Origin of the sequence: Prevotella sp. oral taxon 376, from assembly GCF_003043945.1 — a bacterium.
In the GTDB taxonomy this organism is placed as follows: Bacteria; Bacteroidota; Bacteroidia; order Bacteroidales; family Bacteroidaceae; genus Prevotella.
The window spans coordinates 1-22,775 of the sequence record NZ_PYXG01000001.1 but is presented as its reverse complement, the minus strand read 5'-3'; the positions used below and the strand labels follow the sequence as shown (position 1 = coordinate 22,775).

General features: G+C 55.1%; 18 protein-coding genes and 2 pseudogenes. 14 read left to right on the top strand and 6 right to left on the bottom strand.

What is annotated here, in order from left to right:
• Positions 1 to 54: 54 nt before the first annotated feature.
• The 3 genes from C7120_RS00100 (at position 55) to dnaA (ending at position 4,090) form a co-directional block, all read left to right on the top strand.
• Positions 55 to 1,353 carry an N-acetylmuramoyl-L-alanine amidase gene (locus C7120_RS00100; RefSeq protein ID WP_107619824.1) on the top strand — a complete coding sequence of 433 codons (1,299 nt, stop codon included), beginning with the start codon at positions 55 to 57 and terminating at the stop codon, positions 1,351 to 1,353.
• Positions 1,354 to 1,359: 6 nt separating this feature from the next.
• Positions 1,360 to 2,256 carry an MlaD family protein gene (locus tag C7120_RS00095; RefSeq protein ID WP_107619823.1) on the top strand — a complete coding sequence of 299 codons (897 nt, stop codon included), beginning with the start codon at positions 1,360 to 1,362 and terminating at the stop codon, positions 2,254 to 2,256.
• A 424-nt stretch (positions 2,257 to 2,680) separates the two neighbouring features.
• Positions 2,681 to 4,090: a chromosomal replication initiator protein DnaA gene (dnaA, locus tag C7120_RS00090; protein WP_107619822.1), complete on the top strand. Its 1,410-nt coding sequence runs from the start codon at positions 2,681 to 2,683 to the stop codon at positions 4,088 to 4,090.
• 434 nt (positions 4,091 to 4,524) lie between these two features.
• On the opposite strand, the gene C7120_RS00085 is transcribed toward dnaA, so the two are convergent.
• The gene (locus C7120_RS00085; RefSeq protein WP_107619821.1) at positions 4,525 to 4,812 is read right to left on the bottom strand and encodes a type III effector protein; all 288 of its coding nucleotides are present in this window, start codon (positions 4,810 to 4,812) and stop codon (positions 4,525 to 4,527) included.
• A gap of 277 nt (positions 4,813 to 5,089) precedes the next feature.
• Here C7120_RS00085 and C7120_RS00080 point away from each other — a divergent pair, with 277 nt between their 5' ends.
• Complete coding sequence (locus tag C7120_RS00080) at positions 5,090 to 6,652, top strand: DASS family sodium-coupled anion symporter (RefSeq protein WP_107619820.1); 1,563 nt, start codon at positions 5,090 to 5,092, stop codon at positions 6,650 to 6,652.
• A gap of 180 nt (positions 6,653 to 6,832) precedes the next feature.
• Positions 6,833 to 7,717 (top strand): serine O-acetyltransferase, encoded by an 885-nt coding sequence (locus C7120_RS00075; RefSeq protein ID WP_107619819.1) that lies wholly within the window; start codon positions 6,833 to 6,835, stop codon positions 7,715 to 7,717.
• Positions 7,718 to 7,784: 67 nt separating this feature from the next.
• Here C7120_RS00075 and cysK read toward each other — a convergent pair whose 3' ends face one another.
• The 3 genes from cysK to C7120_RS00060 form a co-directional block, all read right to left on the bottom strand.
• Complete coding sequence (gene cysK / locus C7120_RS00070) at positions 7,785 to 8,732, bottom strand: cysteine synthase A (RefSeq protein WP_107621318.1); 948 nt, start codon at positions 8,730 to 8,732, stop codon at positions 7,785 to 7,787.
• A gap of 187 nt (positions 8,733 to 8,919) precedes the next feature.
• Complete coding sequence (locus C7120_RS00065; protein WP_107619818.1) at positions 8,920 to 9,558, bottom strand: YiiX/YebB-like N1pC/P60 family cysteine hydrolase; 639 nt, start codon at positions 9,556 to 9,558, stop codon at positions 8,920 to 8,922.
• The gene (locus C7120_RS00060; RefSeq protein ID WP_107619817.1) at positions 9,555 to 12,386 is read right to left on the bottom strand and encodes an ATP-binding protein; all 2,832 of its coding nucleotides are present in this window, start codon (positions 12,384 to 12,386) and stop codon (positions 9,555 to 9,557) included. Before C7120_RS00060 ends, C7120_RS00065 begins: the two co-directional genes overlap by 4 nt.
• Positions 12,387 to 12,770: 384 nt before the next feature.
• Here C7120_RS00060 and C7120_RS00055 point away from each other — a divergent pair, with 384 nt between their 5' ends.
• Complete coding sequence (locus tag C7120_RS00055) at positions 12,771 to 14,006, top strand: site-specific integrase (protein WP_004371695.1); 1,236 nt, start codon at positions 12,771 to 12,773, stop codon at positions 14,004 to 14,006.
• Positions 14,007 to 14,018: 12 nt separating this feature from the next.
• Positions 14,019 to 14,381, top strand: coding sequence for a hypothetical protein (locus C7120_RS00050; protein ID WP_004371696.1), 363 nt, complete (start codon positions 14,019 to 14,021; stop codon positions 14,379 to 14,381).
• A gap of 74 nt (positions 14,382 to 14,455) precedes the next feature.
• Here C7120_RS00050 and C7120_RS00045 read toward each other — a convergent pair whose 3' ends face one another.
• Together C7120_RS00045 and C7120_RS00040 are read right to left on the bottom strand one after the other, a co-directional pair.
• Complete coding sequence (locus C7120_RS00045) at positions 14,456 to 14,761, bottom strand: helix-turn-helix domain-containing protein (RefSeq protein WP_025072717.1); 306 nt, start codon at positions 14,759 to 14,761, stop codon at positions 14,456 to 14,458.
• A 31-nt stretch (positions 14,762 to 14,792) separates the two neighbouring features.
• The gene (locus C7120_RS00040) at positions 14,793 to 15,092 is read right to left on the bottom strand and encodes a helix-turn-helix domain-containing protein (RefSeq protein WP_004371698.1); all 300 of its coding nucleotides are present in this window, start codon (positions 15,090 to 15,092) and stop codon (positions 14,793 to 14,795) included.
• 202 nt (positions 15,093 to 15,294) lie between these two features.
• Here C7120_RS00040 and C7120_RS00030 point away from each other — a divergent pair, with 202 nt between their 5' ends.
• The 7 genes and pseudogenes from C7120_RS00030 to C7120_RS14300 all read left to right on the top strand — a co-directional run.
• Positions 15,295 to 15,651 (top strand): helix-turn-helix domain-containing protein, encoded by a 357-nt coding sequence (locus tag C7120_RS00030; protein ID WP_025072716.1) that lies wholly within the window; start codon positions 15,295 to 15,297, stop codon positions 15,649 to 15,651.
• Between the two features lie 3 nt (positions 15,652 to 15,654).
• Positions 15,655 to 16,005, top strand: a complete 351-nt coding sequence (locus C7120_RS00025) for a helix-turn-helix domain-containing protein (protein ID WP_004291454.1) — start codon at positions 15,655 to 15,657, stop codon at positions 16,003 to 16,005.
• Between the two features lie 20 nt (positions 16,006 to 16,025).
• Positions 16,026 to 17,585 carry a DUF3945 domain-containing protein gene (locus tag C7120_RS00020; protein ID WP_004371700.1) on the top strand — a complete coding sequence of 520 codons (1,560 nt, stop codon included), beginning with the start codon at positions 16,026 to 16,028 and terminating at the stop codon, positions 17,583 to 17,585.
• A 60-nt stretch (positions 17,586 to 17,645) separates the two neighbouring features.
• Positions 17,646 to 19,736 (top strand): type IA DNA topoisomerase, encoded by a 2,091-nt coding sequence (locus tag C7120_RS00015; protein WP_004371701.1) that lies wholly within the window; start codon positions 17,646 to 17,648, stop codon positions 19,734 to 19,736.
• A gap of 165 nt (positions 19,737 to 19,901) precedes the next feature.
• On the top strand, positions 19,902 to 20,483 hold the full coding sequence (locus tag C7120_RS00010; RefSeq protein WP_158267328.1) for a DUF1896 family protein: 582 nt from the start codon (positions 19,902 to 19,904) through the stop codon (positions 20,481 to 20,483).
• A pseudogene (locus C7120_RS14305) lies at positions 20,381 to 21,760 on the top strand (N-6 DNA methylase); the annotation flags it as partial. The gene C7120_RS00010 and the pseudogene C7120_RS14305, both read left to right, overlap by 103 nt.
• 53 nt (positions 21,761 to 21,813) lie before the next feature.
• Positions 21,814 to 22,775 (top strand): annotated as a pseudogene (locus C7120_RS14300) (DNA methylase); the annotation flags it as partial.

The window sequence follows — 22,775 nt, the reverse complement described above, 5'->3', positions numbered from 1 at the left end:
AGGGCGTCAATATGGCCATATCCTCCGTGTTCTCCGTTTACTCTTCGGTATAGCATGAGCAGAAAGAAGTTTTTCTCTTTAGTGGCACTGATGGCTTTTGCGATGGTGGCGACGGCCGCCAGCCACAAGTTCACGCTGGTGTTGGATGCCGGACACGGAGGTCATGACACTGGTGCCGTAGGCTCCATTTCCAAGGAGAAGGACTTGACGCTGAAGTATGCGCTGGCTTTCGGCCGTCTGATAGAGTCTAAGTGCCCGGATGTGAAGGTGTATTATACCCGCACGGCCGATGTCTTCGTTACGCTTTCGGGGCGTGCGGCCTTTGCCAACATGAAGAAGGCCGACCTCTTTGTCTCCGTCCATGTCAATGCTGTCGCCGGCGGCCGGCAGGCTCGAGGATATCAAACCTATACATTGGGGCGCAGTCTCCGCAACGGAAACAGCAAGGGCATCGACGAGAACCTGGAAGTGGCCAGGCGTGAAAACTCCGTGATCTTCCTTGAGAAAGACTACAAGAAGACTTACGACGGGCTCGACCTGAACAGTGCGGAGGGCGATATAATGTTCGAGTTTATTCAAGACCAGAACCGTGTGAGCAGTACCGATCTGGCCAAGAACCTGCAGCAGCATATATGCGCGGCAACGGGTCGCGCCAACGGCGGTGCCCACCAGGACAACCTTGCGGTGCTCCGGCTCACCTCCATGCCCGGCTGTCTGATGGAGCTGGGATTCATCTCTACGCCCGACGAAGAGCGGTTCTTGAATTCCGATGCTGCCTTGGCAGCCTATAGCAATGGGTTCTATAATGCCTTCATGAAGTATCGGTCCAAGCACGACAAGACCGTTACCGTGCCGTTCAAGGCCATCGAGACCACTCCTGTCATCCCGCAGGTGGTGCCGGACACTTATAAGAAGGCAGAGACGGCAGGAAGCGGCCCGTCCGCTAAGCCCAGGGAGCAGGCGGTCTCCAAGGCCGAAGCTCGTCCGGAGGCTGTCGGTGATTCGTCTGCAGAGGGCCAAAAGCCGGTCGGCCATCCGCTGTCCACAGGCGGGAATTCCTCCTCCGGCACGCAGGCAGATGCCTCTAAGCCGGTCTTTAAGATTCAGGTTATGGCCACGAGCAAGAGACTCAGGGAAGAAGATGCCCGTTTCAAGAGTCTCAAAGGATGTGAGTGTTACGAGGAGGACAATATGTTCAAGTATACTTATGGCGCCTCCAACGACTATGATGAGATAGCCCGCCTCCGCAAGCAAATTGTCTCGGAGTTCCCGCAAGCTTTCATCATAGCCTTCAAGGGAGGGCGGAAGGTGAATATTCAAGAGGCAATACGCGAATTTAAAAGTAACAAGTAATCGATTATGACAAAAGAAATCAAGATAGCCATTGTGGCAATATTGGGAGTCGTGATTCTCTATTCCGGAATGAATTTCCTGAAAGGAAAGTCATTGTTCTCCACGGATCACGCCTATTACATCAAGTTCAGGAACATCAGCGGACTGGCAGAGTCTAATCCTATCTATGCCAACGGCTATCAGGTGGGCGTGGTGAGGTCTATCAATTACGACTATAAAGGCAACGACGGCGTGGTCGTCGCTTTTGATGTAGACAACCACCTCCGCATCCCCAAGGGCTCCTCGGCCTCCATCGAGAGCGACTTGATGGGCAATGTGAGGATGAATCTCCTGTTGGCAGACAACCCCCGTGAGTGCGTGGAACCCGGCGACACCATCATCGGCGAGCTGAATGCGGGTCTCATGGGAAGGGTCTCGGCGCTCGTTCCCGTTATCGGACAGATGCTGCCCAAGCTGGATTCTATCTTGGTTAGCGTGAACACCTTGCTGGCCGATCCGGCCATCGCGCAGTCGCTCCATCACATCCGGACCACCACCGACAACCTGACCACCTCGACCCGGGAGCTGAACACCCTCATGGCGACATTGAACAGCAATGTGCCCGGACTGGTCAACAAGGCGAACGGGGTGCTGGACAATACGACACTGCTGACGGCTAACCTTGCGGCCGTCGATATCCAGAAGACCATGGATGAGGTAAACCAGACGCTGGCGAATGTGAAAGCCATAACGGAGAAAATCAATAGCAAGGAAGGCTCGCTCGGCCTGCTGATGAACGACAGCCGCCTCTACTACGAGCTGACAGCTACGGTCAATAGTGCCGACTCCCTGCTCAACAATCTCCGGGAGCATCCGAAACGCTATGTCCACTTCTCCTTGTTCGGCAGGAAAGACAAGCGATAATCTCCGTGTTGTTGCCCCTCACCGATGCAAATGAGCAGAAAAACGGGCTTGAGGAAAAAACTTTTTTTAAAATAGATTTTGTCTAAATAACAGGCTTTGATGTTTCATGCGCCGCACCGGATAGGTAAGGTTCTCATTTCGTGATGAGTTGCGCCGTCAAGGCTTTCTGTTTCACTCTTAAACCATTACACTTTAAGCAATCATCCGGAAAAACCTATATATCAGAATATTACATTTTTGCAAGCCCTGTTTTGCAATCAGAAAGCCCAATTGCGGTCAATCGCTTTGTCTATGGGAGTTTCCAATTTCTATACAAAAAAAGAAAAAAAACAAAATTTGCAAGTTCTAAAAAAAAATGCGATATTTGCAGTCTAAAAGTTAAAGAACCAATTACCATCGAAAGGTATATTAATTAAGTATATAGATGAAAGTAAGTCCTGACGCTCGTTGGGAGAAGTCTCTTGCACTCATCCGTGAGAATGTATCCCTGCAACCATATAATACATGGTTCAAGCCGATAGTTTTCGAGAAGTTCGACGACGCTTCGAAGACCATCCTGCTGCAGGTATCCAGTACCTATGTATATGAATATTTGGAGGAAAACTATGTGGACTTGCTGTGCAAAGTGCTGGTCCGCACCTTCGGGGAAGGGGTGAGACTCACCTACCGCGTGGTTACGGACAAGGAGCACAAGCTGTCGCAGGACATTGAGGCTGCCCCCACCGACTCCAACCTGAAGCCGCACGCCCAGACGAAGGGGAACGCGGCCCCCTCGCTGCTCGATGCCGCCCAGCCGCAGCAATTGGACCCGCACCTGAACCCGCACCAAACCTTTGAGAATTTCATCGAGGGCGACAGCAACAAGCTGCCGCGCTCCGTAGGACTCTCCATAGCCGAGCATCCGCAGACGGCACAGTTCAACCCGATGTTCATCTATGGGCCTTCGGGCTGTGGAAAGACCCATCTGATCAATGCGATAGGCGTCAAGATCAAGCAGCTGTATCCGCAGAAGCGTGTGCTTTACATCAGTGCCAACCTTTTCAAGGTGCAGTTTGTCAACGCCACCTTGCAGAATACGGTGCCCGATTTCATCAGTTTCTACCAGACCATCGATGTGCTCATTGTCGACGATGTGCAGGAATGGATGACGGCGGAGAAGACCCAGGACACTTTCTTCCACATCTTCAACCACCTGTTCCGCAACGGCAAGCGAATCATTCTGGCAAGCGACCGCCCACCGGTAGACCTTCAGGGCATGAACGAGCGCATGCTCACGCGATTCTCCTGTGGGCTGATAGCGGAGCTGGAGAAGCCCAACACCCAGCTCTGCATTGACATCCTGAACAGCAAGTGTCGCCGCGACGGGCTCAAGATTCCCGCGGAGGTGATCCTCTTCATCGCCGAGACGGCCAACGGGAGCGTGCGCGACCTCGAGGGAGTGGTCAACTCGCTGCTTGCCTACAGCGTGGTCTACAATTGCAACATCGACATGCGGCTGGCCGAGCGGGTCATCAAGCGTGCCGTCAAGGTGGACGACGCCCCCCTCACGGTCGACGATATCCTGGAGAAAGTGTGCAATCATTTCAATGTAACCCAGGCTGCCGTAAACGGGAAGAGCCGCAAGCATGAGGTGGTGGAGGTGCGCCAGCTGGCCATGTACTTCGCCCAGAAATACACCAAGATGCCCACCAGCCGTATCGGAAAGCTGGTGGGAGGGCGCGACCACGCCACCGTCATCCACAGCTGCAACCGCGTTGCCGACCGACTGAAAGTGGACAAGGCCTTTCAGGAGGAGATCATGAGTATTGAAAACTCGTTCAAGTTGAAACGATAATACAAGCTATAATAACCTTAAACACGCAAGGCCGGGAGCTCCGACGGCTCCCGGCCTTCTTTCTTCCTGCCCGATAAAACCTTTCTTTCTGCCCCTGATAATCTTTCTGTCGGCTCCTATCTTTCTTTTTGTCGGTTTCCAATTATCTTTCTGTCTGCGGCCAGCTTCTTCGCGGGGAGATAGGACTTTCCGCCGTCCCTATGTGGGCGAGGGATGGAATAGGCTGCTCGGCGTGGTATTACAAGCGGCTTGTAACACGATTACACACAGCTTGTAACACGATTACACGCCGCTTGTAACAATCCTTCCTGCGGCCTCCGACAGGAGGGGAGGTGGCGATTGGCGCCCTCCCTGGATGGTTTCGGGATGGATGAACGGAAAAAGAAACTCTCGGGCGAACGCCTGCCGGGAGTTTCAGCTAAGTCGCGTGCTGCTTATTCAGGCAGTCTCACATCCTTGCCCTCAACGGCGATGAGACCGGCCTTGCGGGCTTCGCCAAGGAGCATCACGGCTTGTTTCTGCGTGCATCCGCAGACATCTTTCAGCTTCATGAGGAAGTCCTGCCTCGGCATGGCCTTTTCCCCGGCCTCGTCGAAGACCTTGCCGATGTTGGCCTTGAGGTTTTCCTTGCTGAACTGGATGTAGTGGCGGTGCCGATAGGCGAAGTAAGCGATGGCCATGCATACAAGTATGATGCCGGCGGCGATTAGGATCGTATTCATATGTGATAAAATTAGATCAGGCGCAGAGGCCGGTTGTCGCCCGGTCGGCGGACGCCGGGATTCGCGGAGCGGCGATTTGCGCCTCAAGGCGACTTCCCGGACCGGGACTCTTACCTTGCAAATATACATTTTTTATTGTAAAACAAAGGAATCTGTGAAGAAAAAAACAGGAAAAAGTATTTTTTTATCGTTTTTTTTGTCGTTCGAATGATATTTTTTCCTAACTTAGCGGGCAGATACCAACCATTAACTAAAAATCTTTGATTGACCTTTGAAAATGAACGACGCGAGAAATGAACCCGTAGAAGGAACTGAGGCGCAGGCATCCCAGGACTCTGTTTTCGATCGCAGGCGCAGGCTTATCGGTGCCGTTAGCGGCCCTGTCTGTGCTCTTTTGGTGTGGTTTACTCCCATCGAGGCCCTGTCGCCGGAGGCGCATAAGCTTCTGGCCATCATGACCTTGGTGTGCCTCTGGTGGATTTGCGAGCCGGTTCCCATTCCGGTAACTTCCCTGGTTGGCCCCACTCTGTGTGTATTGCTCGATGTGGTGAAGATGAAGGAGGCCTTTGCGGCCTTTGCCAATCCCACGATATTCCTCTTCATGGGCGGCTTCATCATCGCAAAGGGCATGATGGTGAACGGCATCGACAAGCGCATCGCCTATGGCATCATGTCGATGAAGTGGGTGGGCGACAACCCGCGCCGCATCTTCCTGGCCATCGGTCTGGCCTGCATGCTCTGCTCGGGGTGGATCAGCAACACTGCCACGGCGGCCATGATGTTCCCTATCGCCATCGGCCTGCTCGACGCCATCAAGGATATGATGGCTACCAAGGGCAAAATCATTAACCTGGCCACTTATAAATATGCCACCGGGCTGATGCTGATGACGGCCTACGCATGCTCCATCGGTGGTGTTTTCACGCCCATCGGCACGCCCCCGAACATCATCATGCTCGGCTTTCTCAACGAGATGTGCGACATCCACATCGGCTTCTTCCAGTGGATGGTGTGGGGTTTTGTGGCCATGGTCATCTACTTCGTGATTGCCTATCTCATCCTCAGCCGCATGTTTCCGGCAGATGTAAAGCATATCGAGGGGGCCAATGAGTTCATAGGCACCAAGATCAAGGAGCTTGGGAAATGGACGCGGGCTCAGAAAAACACGATGTTCGCGTTCCTCGTGGCTGTGGTTCTGTGGGTTACCCCGGGATTTCTGAACATCGCGTTTGGTTCGGACAGCGAGATCCTGAAGGTTTACAACCGCGTTCTTCCGGAAGGTGCCGTCGCCATGGTAGGTGCGTTGTTGCTCTTCTTCCTTCCCGTAGACTTGAAGCATAACAAGATGACCATTACCTGGAAACAGGCCGTGGGGGGTGTGGAGTGGGGCACGCTGTTGCTCTTCGGAGGAGGTCTGGCCATGGGCGGAATGATGTACACCACCGGTTTGTCGGGCTGGATAGGCGAGCAGATCGTGAATGGCATGGGCGGAAAACCGTCCGAGCTCCTGCTCGTCGCCGTGTTCTGCGTCATGTCGTTGCTGCTCTCGGAACTTACATCGCATACCGCGGCCACCAACATGATCGGTCCGCTGGCCATCGGCGCGGCTCTTTCGGCAGGTTTCAGCCCGGTTCCCGTGGCCGTCGGCGTAGCCCTCTCGGCATCGCTGGGGTTCATGCTCCCGGTGTCCACACCCCCGAATGCCATCGTCTATGCGAGCGGCTATGTCCCTATCACGAAGATGATAAAGTCTGGGGTGTATATCGACTTCATCGGTATTATCTGCGTTACCATTCCTGTGGCGCTGTTCATCGTCAAGATGGTGATGGGCATCCTGTAAGGTTGAATTCGGAAAGGCAAGGAGGGCTGTCCATTGGCGGCGGCCCTTTCCGTTTGTACGTTCACTATGGGGGGCATCGGTTTTTCCGGCCCGATGGGCGCGAAGCCAGAGATTTTATCTGCCAGGGCTTTGCCGGAAAACAATTTTGCAGTATCTTTGCAGCTACTAATAAACATGCATATGACGAATATGGAAGATTCGGGCGTGATCCAGCAGGCCATCGACGAGCTGTCCTGCCCAGACTCCCTCAAAGGCCTTTGCCATGAACATTGCGACGGAAACCCGTTGCCGTCGCAAGAAGCCCTTCAGGAAATCATCGACTGCGCGAGGTCGATTCTCTTCCCGGGTTACTACGGCAACTCGGCCATCAACACGCAGACCATCAGCTATCACATCGGAGTCTCCGTGGAGCGGCTTCATCACCTGCTGTCTCGCCAGATCTTGGCGGGCCTCTGCTTTCAGGAGCGCGAGGAGGGGGAGATGCTTCAGTCGTCGACCTCGAAGGCAGCCGACATTGCCACGGAAATCGTCGCCACGCTGCCCACGCTTCGCAAGTTGCTGGCCACGGATGTGGAGGCGGCCTACGACGGCGATCCCGCCGCTACTAGCTACAGCGAGATCATTGCCTGCTATCCCGCCCTCAAGGCACTCACCTGTTATCGTCTGGCCCATGAGTTGGTGCGCCACGGAGTGCCGCTCATTCCCCGTGTCATCACCGAGATGGCGCATTCCGAGACCGGAATAGACATCCATCCGGCCGCCGAGATAGGCCATCACTTCACGATAGACCATGGCACGGGCGTCGTCGTGGGTGCTACCTGTATCATCGGAAACCATGTGAAGCTCTATCAGGGCGTAACCCTTGGCGCGCGCAGCTTTCCGCTCGACGACAACGGCAATCCCATCAAGGGTATTCCCCGTCATCCGATCCTGGAGGATAATGTGGTGGTTTATTCCAACGCGACGATTCTGGGGCGCGTTACCATCGGCCACGACTCGGTCATCGGGGCCAACATGTGGATTACCGAGGATGTCGGTCCGCGGTCGAGGGTGATGAAAGGGTAGGCCTCCACACTGTTTGCTGGAAACCGTATGCCCGACGGCAGTCCTGGACGGGCTGCCGTCGGGCTATTTAAAGAGGATACTCCTCGAAATCGAAGAGCACGGTGGAGAGATAGCGCTCGCCGGTGTCAGGCAGCAAGGCCACTATGCGCTTGCCCTTGTTTTCCGGCCGGCCGGCTACTACGGCCGCGCCGAAGGCGGCTGCTCCCGACGAGATTCCTACCAGCAAGCCTTCTTGTCGGGCCAGTTGTCGACCCGTGCGGATGGCGTCGTCGTTCTCGATGTCCAGCACTTCGTCCACCACCTCGGCATGATAGGTCTTGGGGATGAATCCCGCTCCGATGCCTTGAATTTTGTGGGGGCCGGCCGGCTTGCCGTTTAGCACGGCCGATGCGGCGGGTTCCACGGCCACGACGCGGATGTCCGGGTTTTTCTCCTTGAGGCGCTTGCCCACACCGGAGATGGTGCCGCCCGTGCCCACGCCGGCCACGAAGATGTCAATCTTGCCGTCGGTTTGTTCCCAAATCTCGTCGGCCGTGGTCTCATAGTGCCGCTGCGGGTTGGCCGGATTCTCAAATTGTTGCAGGATGATGCTGCCTAGAATGGAACCGCGCAGTTCTTCCGCCGCCTTGATGGCGCCGGCCATTCCCGCCTTGCCGTCGGTGAGCCTCACCTCGGCTCCATACGCCTTCACGAGGTTGCGGCGTTCCACGCTCATGGTCTCGGGCATGGTGAGAATGAGTTTATACCCCTTCACGGCTGCCACCCAGGCCAGTCCCACACCGGTGTTTCCGCTCGTGGGCTCGATGATCGTGGCCCCCGGCTGCAAGCGCCCCTGCTTCTCGGCATCCTCGATCATGGCCAGTGCGATGCGGTCTTTCACGCTTCCGCCGGGGTTGAACGACTCCACCTTGACCATGATGGGGGTGTTGAGGCCCTTTTCCTGTGAAAAAACACTCAGCTCCACGAGGGGAGTGTTTCCTATCAAATCTGTCAATTTCCTTGCAATTTTTGTCATCGCATGTTTCCTTTCTTTATACCTATTGTTTGTTAGAATCATTTCTTGTTTGCAAAAGTAGGACAAAAATCTGGATCGCGCAAAATCTCGAACATGATGTTTTGCGGGTTTAACCTTTATAAATAGTTGTGGGTGGCGTTGTGGGCGGAGGGGCTTGTCGGGCCTTTCGATAGCCCGTGGCAAGAGCTTAGAAAAGGCGATAGAGAATGCTTAGCCGCTTGCTCCGTGAGAGCTGGCCGGGATTAGAGCCCGGGGTGGCCTCAGGCACTGTCTTCCCGGCCTTACGGTAGTAGTCTTTCCAGTAGTCGGTTATCTCGCCTCGGGCGTTGTGGAAGCTCATGGGAATCGGCTCGAAGATAGGCCTGCCGGCGGTGTCCTGGTAAGCCTTCTGCACGAGTTCGCTACAGTAGAGCGCGCTGTCGTCAGGCTCGAAGAAAAAGTCGTAAGGCTTGCCTAAGTGCCGCAGGGCATTGCGGAGCGATGCCTTTATGTCCAGACCGTCGGTTATCCTGCCGGCGAACACTTGTCTGCCGTGGCGCGAGTGGCGTGTCAGGGTGCTGTCGATGGGTTGCACGACCACGCCTCGGTGCGTGGCCTCGAGCGTGTAGGGCATGCCGGCTATCCTTAGGAAGATGGCTACATGGTCTATCGCGCGCCCCTGGAATCCCTCTGTTACCTCCGTGATGGCGTTTCCGTCGGCCGGCGAGAAGAAGATTAGGTCGGCATCCCGGAGCAGCGAGCAGTCGCCCTTGATAGGGGTCTGTGCCGCCAGTCCCTGTGTGAGGCATAGGAGCAAAAGGAGTGATTTCAGTTGCTTTCCCGTCATGATTCTTGTGTTTTTTCCTTTTGATATTGGCTGGGAGTAACGCCCATAACTCTCTTGAAAGTGCGCGTGAAATTCGAGCTGTCGTCGAATCCGCATTTCAGGGCTATTTCCGCAATGCTGATTTCAGAGGTGTTCTCCAGCAGTTGGCAGGCTCGTTTTATCTTGATTTTCTGGATAAAGTTGGCGGGTGTCTCTCCCGTAAGCGCCAGAAGCTTGCGGTGGAACTGGCGGGTGCTCATGCAGAGCGTCGCCGCCACTGTGGCCGTATCCGTTTTCTGATCGTCTATCATCAGATATACGCAGTCGACGACCTTGGTGATGAATGCCATTTCTTTCGGGGAGATGTTTTCTTCCTCCGTCTCATTCAGCAGTGTGTCTTTCTCTTTCTCTCTAATCCGCTGCATTTTCTCGAGCAGTTTTTCCACCCTTGTGCGCAGTTCGTCGCTGTTGAAAGGCTTCGCGAGATAGGCGTCCGCTCCGACCTGTAGTCTCTTGATGCGCTCCTCTTCGCCGACTTTGGCCGTGATGACGATGACGGGAATGTGGCTCACCGCCTCGTTCTTCCGGATTTGCCGGCAAAGTTCCAGACCGTCGATGCCGGGCATCATCACATCGGTGATGATGAGGTCGGGCACGGTGTCGAGGGCTTTCCGCAGTCCGTCGTCGCCGTTGGTGGCATAGGAGAGTGCGTATCGGGCGCCGAGCTGCGACCCGATGTAGGCGGCGATGTCCTTGTTGTCCTCTACGATGAGCAGCTGGTATTCACGATCCTCGCCGTCCTCCTTGCTGTATTTGTCGGGCTCTGCTTCTTTGTCGGGCAGCATCGGGGTGTTGGCCCGGAGTTCAGCTTGTCGGCAGCTCTCATGTCGGATGGGAAGGGTGAGGCTGAAGGTGGTACCTCGGCCGAGGGCGCTTTTCACCTTGATGCTACCCTGCATGGCATCTACGATTTGCTTGACGAGAGCCAGTCCCACGCCGGAGCCCATGTGCTGTGCGCCGGTTTTCGTTTGATAGAACGGTTCAAACAAGTGGGGGATGCTCTCCTGTGGGACGCCTTGGCCGGTGTCGGCTATTTCGAGATGCAGCAGTCCGTCTTTGCGGTGTATGGAAACATTGATGCGTCCGTATTCGGGGGTGAACTTCAGGGCATTGGAGAGCAGGTTGTTCATCACCTTACTTATATAGTCGGGCACGAAGTCCATTTCGATGGGCTCATTGCCAAAGAGTTGCAGGTCGATGTTGCGGCTGCGGGCATAGTCGCGGTAAGTGTCTACGATCATGGCTATGTGGAGGGTGATGTTCCCGCTATACCGGTCGGGGTGGCCTACGGCCGACTTGATTTTCGATATGTCGAGTAGCTGATTGATGAGTTGCAGCAGATTGTTGCCCTGCCGTTCTATCACGCCGGCCTTCTCTGCCGCTCGTGGCGTGGCGTTCTTGTCCTGCCTGAGGTCGTGGCTCAGTCCGAGTATGATGGTGAGTGGCGTTCGGAATTCGTGCGTGATGTTGGTGATGAAGTGCTCGCGCATAGCACTTGTCTGCTTCAGCTGCCGGTGGCTGCGGGCGCGGGTCCTGAGCACATAGTACATGGCGGCCAGCAGCACGGCCAGCAGCAATGCGCCCATCACGGCGAGGCGCTTACCCCATCGCTCGCGTTGCAGTTCCTGTTCCTGCTGTTGTTGCCGGCGGTCATAGAGGTTGTTCTGTAGGGTCTCTATCTCAAACAGGTTGCGTGCTCCAAGCAGACTGTCCTGTCGCTCGTCGGCCGTGCGATAGGCTTCGAGTGCCTTGCGGGGGTCGCCCTGCTGCTCGTGGTAGTCGGCGTAGAGGTGGTAGATCTGCGGGATGTATTCCCGGGCTCCGATGCTCTGGGCCGTTTGCAGGGCCAGGTCGAGGTAGTGGCGTGCGCTGTCCAGGCTGCCCACTTGGATGTAGGCTCCTGCGAGCCCTATGCAGGGTTGCAGCCAGAGCCACAGGTCGCGGTCCTTGTAGACGATGTCCATGGAGTGCCTGTATTCTCTCACGGCCTTGTCATAGTCGTTCTGCCGTGTGTAGAGTCGTCCGTAGTTCAGGTGTCCGTAGGCTTGTCCGGTGGTGCTGCCGACAAGTTTGCTCTGCCGCATGGCCTTGCGAAAGTAGACCCATGCCGAGTCGGTCATCCCCCTGCGCTCGAAGACAAGGCCGATGTTCGACAGGTCTACATTCATGCCGAGGTGGCTGTTGAGCCTCATTTCCACGGCGAGAGCCTTGCGCAGCATCTGGTCGGCTTTCTGGAAACTGCCGATGCTGAGATATACATTACCGGCTCCATTGTATCCGATGGCGCGGCACTTGAGTAGCTTGCGATTGTTGTTGCCTTGTGGGGTGAGGGTCTTCTCTACGGCTCTCAGGTGATAGTCCAGTCCGTCGTAGTAGAGCCCGAGCCGTCGGTAGTTGATGCCGAGGTCGTTGAGGGCGCTGGCTTCCATGAGCGTGTCGTTCATGCTTTGTGCGATGGCGAGTTGTTTCTGGTGGACTTTTACGGCATCGGAATATTGGCTTGCGGTCTGATAGCCGTGTCCCAACTCAGCCAACGCACCCATCTCGCGGCCACGGTTTCCGGCCTTGTGCCATCGGTTGACACATCTGAGGAGCGAGTCGATGTTCTTCGTGTGTACGGTGGTGTCGAGCTGCAGGCGTTGCGCATCGGTGTAGGCAGGCTCTGTCTTGCGGCTGTGGCCGCAGGCAGCCATGATCAGCATCATCAGGAAAGCGGCAGCGGCTGTCGGTCTTAGCCTCCGACTCTTGCAGCTGTCGTCATGGATATGGATCTTGTGCTCGGTTTTCATTGTCGAATTCGATTTCTTGTTTCCCTTTCTGCATCCTTCTGGTCAGTATGTCGGCACAAAGTTACTACAAAAAAGTGAAATGCGGAAAGATATAGTGATAGAATTGAGTTACAAGGGTTTTAGTTGAAGTGGCGATAATTCGTGAAGCCATTACAATCCCTGCCGAAGCCAAATCCTGACGCCGCAACGTTACTTGTTCGTAACCATGCCCGAAAATGCGACAAACGGGCACGGAGGGCGAAACAAGACACTAAGGAATAGTGAGTTACCGACAACTCACGCGAAAAATCCGGTTACGGAAAAAGATTGCGCCGTTCCTCTCCGTTTTGCGTACCGACACCGGACTCTTCACCAACTAATTTTGAAACCAAAAAATTAAGGACAATGAAGAGTACATTTTCAGTAATCTACTACCTCAAGCGTCAGGTAGTGAAAAAGGACGGGACAGTTCCCGTCATGGGACGCATCACAGTTGACGGCAGCCAAACGCAGTTCAGCTGCAAGCTGACTGTCGATCCGAAATTGTGGGACACCAAAGGTGGACGTGTCACGGGCAGAAGCACGGCGGCACTCGAAACGAACCGTATGCTTGACAAGATGCGGGTACGCATCAACAGGCACTATCAGGAAATCATGGAGCGTGATAATTTCGTCACAGCGGAGAAAGTCAAGAACGCATTTCTTGGACTGGAACACCGCCATCATACACTTATGCAGGTGTTCCGCCAGCACAACGAGGACTACGAGAAACAGGTGGAGGCAGGCATGAAAGCCAAAGGCACGCTGTTGAAGTACCGCACCGTTTACAAGCACCTGCAAGAGTTCCTCGACATCCGCTACCATGTGAAGGACATCGCCCTGAAAGAGCTTACCCCGGCTTTCATCTCCGATTTCGAGATGTTCCTGCGCACGGACAAGCACTGCTGCACCAATACCGTGTGGCTGTATGTCTGCCCGCTACGGACGATGGTTTTCATCGCCATCAACAACGAGTGGCTGACACGCGACCCGTTCCGCGAGTATGAAATCAAGAAGGAGGAAACGACACGCAGTTTCCTGACCAAAGAGGAAATACGCCTGCTGATGGACGGGAAACTGAAAAACGCCAAACAAGAACTGTACCGTGACCTCTACCTGTTCTGCGCCTTCACCGGGTTATCGTTTTCGGATATGCGCAGCCTCACAGAAGAGAATATCCGCACCTACTTCGACGAACACGAGTGGATAAACATCAACCGCCAGAAAACGGGCGTGGTGTCCAACATCCGCCTGCTCGACATCGCCAACCGCATAATCGGCAAATACCGGGGGCTGTGCGAGGACGGCAGGATATTCCCCGTACCGCATTATAACACGTGCCTTGCCGGTATCCGTGCCGTCGCCAAGCGTTGCGGCATCACCAAGCATATCACGTGGCATCAGAGCCGCCACACGGCAGCCACGACGGTATTCCTCTCCAACGGCGTACCCATCGAAACCGTCAGTTCCATGCTCGGACACAAGAGCATAAAGACGACGCAGATTTACGCTAAGATAACGAAAGAGAAACTCAATCAGGACATGGAGAACCTTGTGGCAAGATTGAGCGGCATTGAGGAATTTGCAGGTTGCACCATCTAAAAAAGAGGAGCCATGAAACGTGACATAATCATCATAGATAACAAGGCGGTCAGCGTAACCGGTAACGACGTATGGATGGCCGCCACCGAAATCGCCGGACTGTTCCATACGACCGTCCCGGCAGTGAACGCCGCCATCAAAGCTGTCCGCAAGTCGGACGTGCTGAACGACTACAAGGTATGCCGTTACATGCAACTTGAAAACGGGCTGTACGCGGACGTGTACGCGCTTGAAATCATCATACCCGTCGCCTTCCGGCTGAACACCTACAACACCCACCTGTTTCGCACATGGCTGGTGGGAAAGGCACTCTCACAAGAGAAACGGCAGGCATACGTGATGTTCATACAGAACGGAAAAACTGGGTATTGCTGATTGCGCATACCCCATAAGACAAGAAACGGGCAGCACCACAAAAGGTGTCGCCCGTTTCCTTTTTCATGCCAGCGTCACTCCAGCGGCTTGCGGTAGTTCGCTTCCAGTACCTCGCGCAACCCCGTTTCCGGGTAAAGCACCTTCCCTCCCAAAAGTATGAAGGGCAACACGCGGTTGTTGCGGTATTCCTGCAAGGTGCGTCGGCTTACACGGAGCAGTTCCGCCACCTCGCCGTCCGTCAGGTAACGCTCCCCGTCCAGCGGAGGACGGTAATTCTCCAGAAATGCGGACAGCCATTTTGAGCCTTTGCGCATATCCTGCATCACAGAGGCTATCGGCTCGTCTTCCATCGTAAAAACATCGTTGTTCTCGTTTATCATAACTTCGGATTCAGTGGGTAAATAAATCAAATCATCTGCCGTGCGGATAGAGTGTACCGATAAGCGGTATCAACCGCTTTACCTCCTCCGGCTTGTAATAAAACCTGCGGTTTATCTGCGAGTAGCCGATAAGCCGCCTGTCACGCAGCGTCTGCAACGTACGCGGGCTTATTCTCAACTGCCCGCAGACCTCCTCGCCCGTGAGCCATCTTTCCATGCGCCCCGTGTCGCTTTTGCGCCTCAGTGCGGCGACCTTCTCCGAGAGTGCGCCGAATGTCGCCACCATCATCTCGAAAGTCTTTTTCTCAATTGATACTATTTCCATATTCATGCAATTATCGGTTTGCCCGCAAAGGTAACGATACACTCCCGGACACGTGCCGTTTTCCACTGAAAGGCTGCCTGTTGCGCCGTTTGACCGGGTTACGGAGCCATCTTCCGTAAAAATCTTACGTGAGTCACGTAGTGAGTTGTTAAAGCCCCTTTTGTTTATTGCCGAATTTTGCCGCAGATACAAAAAGAAAGGACTGAATATGAAAGTGATAACAATGGAAAGTTCCGTCTTCCGGTCATTGACGGAACAGATAGCGGAGATTGCGGCACACGTCCGTGCCGTCTCCGGTGACAAGAGAGCGGCATCGCCCGACAGGTTGCTCACCACACGCGAGGCGGCGCACCTGCTTAACGTGAGTACCCGCACCCTCCAGCGTATGCGCAGCGAGCAACGCATCGGCTATGTCGTGCTTCGCGGCAAATGCCGCTACCGGCAGTCGGAAATCGACCGCCTGCTTGATGAGAGTACCGTCAACGAGGACGCGGCGACACCGCAGGAACTGAAACGCAACCACACGTTGCGCACGGGCGGCAACCCCAAAGGAAGGAGGACATAGGTCATGGAACTGCTCACACGAAACAACTTCGAAGGCTGGATGCAGAAGTTGATGGAACGGCTCGACCGTCAGGACGAACTGCTGCTGGCGATGAAGGCTGAGGGGAAACAGCCTACTATCACGGAAAGCATCCGCCTTTTCGACAATCAGGACTTGTGCATGCTGCTTCAGATAAGCAAGCGCACCCTGCAACGCTACCGCAGTGTCGGCGCATTGCCCTACAAGACACTGGGCAAGAAAACCTATTACAGCGAGGAGGACGTGCTGACATTCCTTTCCAACCATATCAAGGACTTCAAAAAGGAAGATATAGCCTTCTACAAGGCTCGTATCCATAATTTCTTTCATAAATAACCCATTAAAACATTTTTCAGATGGCAAAGAAAAAAGACGAAAAGGACGTGCTGGTGGTCCGTGACGAGAAGACGGGCGAGATCAGCGTGGTTGCCGGGCTGAACGCGGACGGCACACCCAAGCGCACCCCCGCGAAAGCGGAAAACGCGCAGAGTTTCCTGCAATTCGACCGACACGGCGACGTGCTGGACAACTTCTTCAAGAACTTCTTCCGGCAGTGCAAGGAACCCAGCCGCTTCGGTTTTTACCGCATCGCGGCAGACCAAGCCGAAAATCTCTTGGAGGTGATGAAGCAACTGCTGAAAGACCCCGAAGCGAACAAGGAGCTGCTTGCCCCTCACAAGGTGGACACCTCCGACTACGAGAAAAAGGTGCAGGAAGAACTGGCAACCGAAAAACAAGAACCTCAAAAACAGGAAAACATGGAGCAACAAAAAGAACAACAGGAAGATCCCGAACAGACGCAGGGCAAACGGGGCTACCAGCCCATCGACGAGAGCAAAATCAACTGGCAGGAGCTGGAGGACAGATGGGGCGTGAAGCGTGACGACCTTGAAAAGTCCGGCGACCTTACGAAGATGCTCCACTACGGCAAGTCCGACTTGGTGAAGGTCAAGCCCACCTTCGGCGGCGAAGCATTCGAGCTGGACGCCCGCCTTTCCTTCAAGAAGGACGGCGAGGGAAACATCAGCCTCGTGCCGCACTTCATCCGCAAGGAGCAGAAACTGGATGAATACAAGGAACACAAATTCTCCGACGACGACCGGAAGAACCTGCGCGAGACGGGCAACCTCGGCAGGGTCGTGGACATCGTGGAGAAGGAAACGGGCGAGATTATCCCCTCCTACATCAGCATCGACCGCAAGACGAATGAGATCACGGACATTCCGGCGAGCAAGGTACGCATCCCGGAGCGCATCGGCAAGACGGAAATCACCAAGCAGGAGCAGGATATGCTCCGCGCCGGACTGCCCGTGCGCGACAAGCTCATCGAGCGCAACGACGGCAGGAAGTTCGTCACCACTCTGCAAGTGAACGTGGAGCAGCGCGGCGTGGAGTTCGTGCCGGGAACCGGAAGGTCGCCCCGTACCGTACAGACGCAGGAAACCAAAGGCGACACGTCGAAAAGTCAGGCGCAAGGCGGGGAAAATGCCACACAGACCAAGAAGGAGCAACGCCGCAACACGTGGACGAACGAGGACGGCAGCATCCGCCCCATCAGCAAATGGAGCGACGTGAACTTCACCGAACAGCAGAAAGCCGACTATGTGGCGGGCAAAGCCGTGAAACTGGAGAACGTGACCGACAAGCAGGGCTTCCATGCCACGATGTATATCAAGTTCAACCCGGAGAAGGGTCGCCCGTACCGCTACGAAACAAATCCCGACATCGGGCAGCAGGTCGCCCCGTCCAACGAGAGCCGCACGCAGGTGGCGGTGAACAACGAGGGCAAGACCAACGAGGCGACAAAGAACCTGAAAGAGCCTTTGCAGAAAGGTCAGACCACTCCGAAGGACGCCCGCCAGCAACAGCAGCAGGACAAGCCGCAGAAGAAAACGGGCAAGGGCATGAAAGTATAGACCGATGTCCGCCACTGAATCCAAAATAAAATCCAAAGTATCAACAAAAAAGAAGAAGACATGAAGACAATCATTGCAGAAAAGCCCTCCGTGGCACGTGAAATCGCCCGCATCGTGGGCGCGACAAAGAGAGAGGAAGGATATTTCGAGGGAGGCGGCTATGCCGTGACATGGGCATTCGGACACCTTGTCCAGCTCGCCATGCCCGATGGCTACGGCGTGCGCGGTTTCGTCCGTGACAACCTCCCGATTATCCCCGACACCTTCACGCTCGTCCCCCGTCAGGTCAGGACGGAGAAAGGCTACAAGCCCGATAGCGGCGTGGTGTCGCAGATAAAAACAATCAAAAGGCTGTTCGGCACCAGCGACCAAATCATCGTGGCAACCGATGCCGGACGCGAGGGTGAACTTATCTTCCGCTACCTCTACCACTACACGGGCAGTACCACTCCTTTCGTGCGCCTGTGGATAAGCTCGCTCACCGACAAGGCTATCCGCGAGGGATTGCGCAACCTCGAAGACGGCGGCAAGTATGACAACCTATACCTCGCCGCCAAAGCGCGAAGCGAATCCGACTGGCTCGTGGGCATCAACGGCACGCAGGCTCTCTCCATCGCCGCCGGACACGGCACATACTCCGTGGGGCGGGTGCAGACACCAACGTTGGCTATGGTATGTGAACGCTACTGGGAGAACCGCCGCTTCACGCCCGAAGCCTTCTGGCAACTCCATATCGCAACGGACGGTTGCGACGGCAAGGTCGTGAAATTCTCATCCTCTGAAAAATGGAAGTCGAAAGAACCGGCAACGGAGCTATATAATAAGGTAAAGGCGGCAGGCTTCGCAACGGTAACGAAAGCCGAGCGCAAGGAGAAAACGGAGGATACCCCGTTGCTGTACGACCTGACCACGCTTCAGAAAGAAGCCAACGCCAAGCACGGCTTCACGGCGGAGCAGACGCTTGAAATCGCGCAGAAGCTCTACGAGAAGAAGCTGATAACCTATCCGAGAACGGGTAGCCGCTACATCCCCGAAGACGTGTTTGCCGAAATTCCCAAACTGCTCGCTTTCATCGGCACACAGCACGAATGGAAAGACAAGGTGCGGGCAAAAGCCATCCCGACACGCCGCAGCGTAGACGGCGGCAAGGTGACAGACCACCATGCCCTACTCGTCACGGGTGAGAAACCGCTCTTCCTCTCCAAAGAGGACAATACCATCTATCAGATGATTGCCGGGCGCATGGTCGAGGCATTCTCTGAAAAATGCGTCAAGGACGTGACCGCTGTCATGGCGGAATGTGCCGGAGTGGAGTTTACCGTGAAAGGCAGCGTCATCAGGCAAGCCGGATGGCGTGCTGTCTATGGCGAGGAAAACAAGGAGGAAACCACCATTCCCGGCTGGCAGGAAGGCGACACGCTGACACTGAAAGCCTCTTCCATCACAGAAGGGAAGACCAAGCCCAAGCCGCTACATACCGAAGCCACCCTGCTGTCCGCAATGGAAACGGCGGGCAAGGAAATCGAGGATGACGCACTGCGGCAGGCGATGAAGGACTGCGGCATCGGTACTCCCGCCACACGCGCCTCCATCATCGAAACGCTCTTCAAGCGCGGTTACATGGAACGCTGCAAGAAATTGCTTGTCCCCACCGAAAAGGGGCTTGCACTCAATTCCGTGGTGAAGACGATGCGCATCGCCGATGTCGCCATGACAGGCGAATGGGAGAAGGAACTGGCACGCATCGAGCGTGGGGAGCTGTCCGCCGATACCTTCCGCAAAAAGATAGAGGCGTACACGCGGGAGATTACCTCCGAACTGCTCTCATGCGACAAACTCTTCGGCAGCCGCGATTCCGGTTGCGCGTGTCCCAAGTGCGGCACGGGCAGGATGCGGTTCTACGGCAAGGTGGTACGCTGCGACAACACGGAGTGCGGGCTTCCCGTGTTCCGGCTGAAAGCGGGACGCACCCTGTCCGACGATGAAATCAAAGACCTGCTCACCGAAGGGCATACCCAGCTGCTCAAAGGCTTCAAGAGCAAACAGGGCAAGAGCTTCGATGCCGTCGTCGCCTTTGACGGGGAATATAACACGACGTTCGTGTTCCCGGAGGCTAAAAAGGGCAAGAAATTTTCAGGACGGAAGAAATAGTATTAACTTTGCCACTTGTTCAGAGTAATGAATTGTTTTCGATTACCGGATTACACTCATACTTTGGATTTAGTGGCGGCACTCGGAGGGATACCGAGTGCCTTTTTCTTCCTTTTTTCCAACCGATTATCCCGTTTAAATATCAATCCACTAAACTCCAAAGTAATGAACAACAAGAAGAACAACGAAGGGCAGTCCGACTTTTCCTATTACGGTCTGTACCTGATGGACTACCTCCGCACGAACAAGTTTGAACAGGCTACCGACACCGCTTTCATACGGGAACGCGCCGATCGTGCCGCCGAAACGTATGAAAAGGCGCGGATTGAAGGCTATCCCACCGACGGTGCGCAGGAACTGGCGATGGAAACACTGCTGCGCGGGTTGCACTATTCCGGTACGCCATGCTCCACGAAGTCGTGGAGAACGAGTTTGCCCAACGAAGTGCCGGAAGAGAAACAAGAAGCCTTTATCCATAAACTCCTGCCGCTTGTCGGCAACGTGTTCTCCGTCTATGACCTTTCGGACGACAACTTCGCCCTGTCTTCCGATTACGACCTGCTCTATACGGAGCTGACGGGGGGCAACCGTCCTTTACATCGGGGAATATGGCGTTTAACCGCAAACAGAAACTACGGGACAACATCGAGGCGATACGGACGGCATTCATCCTTGACAGGGAACAGAGAGCGGCGACAACCGAAGAGCGTGCCATACTTCAAAGGTACTGCGGTTTCGGCGGTCTGAAATGTATCCTGAACCCTGCCAAGGAACTGACGGATGCCGTCCGGTGGGCGAAATCCGACCTCGAACTGTTCGCCCCGACGGTGGAGTTGCACAGGCTCATCCGTGAGAACAGCAAGGACGAAACGGAATACAAGCGGTTTGTGGATTCGCTGAAAGCATCCGTGCTGACCGCTTTCTACACCCCAAAAGAGATAACTGACACCTCGCGGACATGCTGGCGGATTACAGCGTCCGCCCCGCCCGTATGCTCGAACCGTCGGCAGGTGTAGGCGTGTTCGTGGATTCCGTGCTGCGGCACAGCCCCGATGCGGATGTGATGGCTTTCGAGAAGGATCTGCTCACGGGGACAATCCTGCGGCATCTATATCCAGACCATAAAATGCGCACCTGCGGTTTTGAGAAAATTGAAAAGCCTTTCAACAATTATTTCGACTTGGCGGTATCTAACATCCCGTTCGGTGACATCGCCGTGTTCGACGCGGAGTTTCAGCGTAGCGATTCCTTCGGCAGACGCTCCGCCCAGAACGCCATACACAACTATTTTTTCCTCAAAGGGCTTGATACCGTGCGTGACGGCGGTATCGTGGCGTTTATCACCTCGCAGGGGTATTGAACAGCACCAAGACCTCCGTGCGTAACGAACTTTTCCGGCAGGCTAATCTGGTATCCGCGGTACGCCTGCCCAACAACCTGTTCACGGACAACGCGGGCACGGAGGTGGGCAGCGACCTGATTGTCCTGCAAAAGCACCTGAACAAGAAGGAAATGTCGCAGGACGAACGGCTGATGACCGTGATACAGACGGATACGAAAACCGACCTGACGGACAACGCCTATTTCATCCACCACCCGGAACGCATCGTGCATACGACGGCGAAACTTGACACCGACCCCTACGGGAAACCCGCTATGGTCTATCTGCACGAGGGCAAGACCGCAGGCATATCCGGGGACTTGCGCCGTATGCTTGACGAGGATTTCCATTACAGGCTCGCCATGCGTCTGTATTCGGGAACAATCCGGCAGTCGGGAACGGAAAAAAAGTTACCGTTCAAAAGGAGTAGAGCGTCCTGCTATAAAATTGGAAACGGTATCTTCGGCGCAGACGGTGGAAACTCCGACAGAAAAACCGCAACCCGTTGAGGAAAAACCGGAGATAGAGCCACGTCCGAAATATTCTGACGGTGTGCAGCTATCCTTGCTCGACCTCTGGGGGATGACGGAAGAAGTCAGTCAACAACCGAAAACCGCCAAAAAGAAAAAGGCGGCGAAAAAGGAAAGCCCGACAAGGCGCATTCCGTCCAAGCCGCAGACCACACAGAATGTTACGGAAAACAAGGAGGCGAAAACGGACAATGCCGCCAAGCCTGCCGACCCTGACGACATCTATGCCACGTTGGACTGGGATACCAATCCTCCCATCAACGGCTTCTATGAAATGATGATGGGTTTGACGCCGGAACGCAGGAAGGAACTTCGGGAGCTGGCAAGACAGCATAACGAGAAACAAGTGGCGGCGGAAAAGACGGAAGTGAAAGCTGTGCCGGAAACTTCCCGAGAGCAACCACGACAGGAGGAAACACAGCCGAAAGTTGCCGCCACGCCTGCTGCTACCGATGCTCAAGTGGAAGCGGTGGCGACTTCACTTTTCCCCGACATCGAAGCGGAAAAGCCGAAGGAGGAAGTCGTGGACCTTTCTCCGCGTGCCTACCACCGCACGCCGGAGATGCACCTGCGCGAAGGCTCGCTGGTGGCTGACAGGGCGCGCCGCAACATCGGCTATCTGAAGGACATCACGCCTTACGGGCCACATTCCAGCCGCTCGACCTGAAAGGCTACCAGAAGGAGAAGGCGTTACAGTATGTTTTACTCCGTGACGCCTACGAGCGGCTGTACCGCTATGAATCGAACCTACACGAAGCAAATGTCCAGTGGCGTGAGCATCTGAACACCTGTTACGATGAGTTCGTCATGCGTTACGGCAACCTCAACGCCAAGCAGAACGTGAAGCTGGTGATGATGGACGCGGGAGGGCGTGACATCCTTTCGCTGGAACGGGCGGAGAACGGGAAGTTTGTCAAGGCGGACATCTTCGATCGTCCTGTTTCCTTCTCCGTGGAGAGCCATGCCAACGTAGGCTCTCCCGAAGAAGCCTTGTCCGCGTCGCTCAACAAATATGGCACGGTCAATCTCGACTATATGCGGGAGATAACCGACAGCACGGCGGAGGAGTTGCTCACAGCCCTGCAAGAACGTATCTATTACAATCCGCTCGTAACCGGTTACGAGATT

Bases quoted from the DNA above. Each gene is read 5' to 3' on its own strand.
- C7120_RS00100 (WP_107619824.1), top strand. From the start codon at position 55: ATGAGCAGAAAGAAGTTTTTCTCTTTAGTGGCACTGATGGCTTTTGCG.
- C7120_RS00095 (WP_107619823.1), top strand. From the start codon at position 1,360: ATGACAAAAGAAATCAAGATAGCCATTGTGGCAATATTGGGAGTCGTG.
- dnaA (WP_107619822.1), top strand. From the start codon at position 2,681: ATGAAAGTAAGTCCTGACGCTCGTTGGGAGAAGTCTCTTGCACTCATC.
- C7120_RS00085 (WP_107619821.1), bottom strand. From the start codon at position 4,812: ATGAATACGATCCTAATCGCCGCCGGCATCATACTTGTATGCATGGCC.
- C7120_RS00080 (WP_107619820.1), top strand. From the start codon at position 5,090: ATGAACGACGCGAGAAATGAACCCGTAGAAGGAACTGAGGCGCAGGCA.
- C7120_RS00075 (WP_107619819.1), top strand. From the start codon at position 6,833: ATGACGAATATGGAAGATTCGGGCGTGATCCAGCAGGCCATCGACGAG.
- cysK (WP_107621318.1), bottom strand. From the start codon at position 8,732: ATGACAAAAATTGCAAGGAAATTGACAGATTTGATAGGAAACACTCCC.
- C7120_RS00065 (WP_107619818.1), bottom strand. From the start codon at position 9,558: ATGACGGGAAAGCAACTGAAATCACTCCTTTTGCTCCTATGCCTCACA.
- C7120_RS00060 (WP_107619817.1), bottom strand. From the start codon at position 12,386: ATGAAAACCGAGCACAAGATCCATATCCATGACGACAGCTGCAAGAGT.
- C7120_RS00055 (WP_004371695.1), top strand. From the start codon at position 12,771: ATGAAGAGTACATTTTCAGTAATCTACTACCTCAAGCGTCAGGTAGTG.
- C7120_RS00050 (WP_004371696.1), top strand. From the start codon at position 14,019: ATGAAACGTGACATAATCATCATAGATAACAAGGCGGTCAGCGTAACC.
- C7120_RS00045 (WP_025072717.1), bottom strand. From the start codon at position 14,761: ATGATAAACGAGAACAACGATGTTTTTACGATGGAAGACGAGCCGATA.
- C7120_RS00040 (WP_004371698.1), bottom strand. From the start codon at position 15,092: ATGAATATGGAAATAGTATCAATTGAGAAAAAGACTTTCGAGATGATG.
- C7120_RS00030 (WP_025072716.1), top strand. From the start codon at position 15,295: ATGAAAGTGATAACAATGGAAAGTTCCGTCTTCCGGTCATTGACGGAA.
- C7120_RS00025 (WP_004291454.1), top strand. From the start codon at position 15,655: ATGGAACTGCTCACACGAAACAACTTCGAAGGCTGGATGCAGAAGTTG.
- C7120_RS00020 (WP_004371700.1), top strand. From the start codon at position 16,026: ATGGCAAAGAAAAAAGACGAAAAGGACGTGCTGGTGGTCCGTGACGAG.
- C7120_RS00015 (WP_004371701.1), top strand. From the start codon at position 17,646: ATGAAGACAATCATTGCAGAAAAGCCCTCCGTGGCACGTGAAATCGCC.
- C7120_RS00010 (WP_158267328.1), top strand. From the start codon at position 19,902: ATGAACAACAAGAAGAACAACGAAGGGCAGTCCGACTTTTCCTATTAC.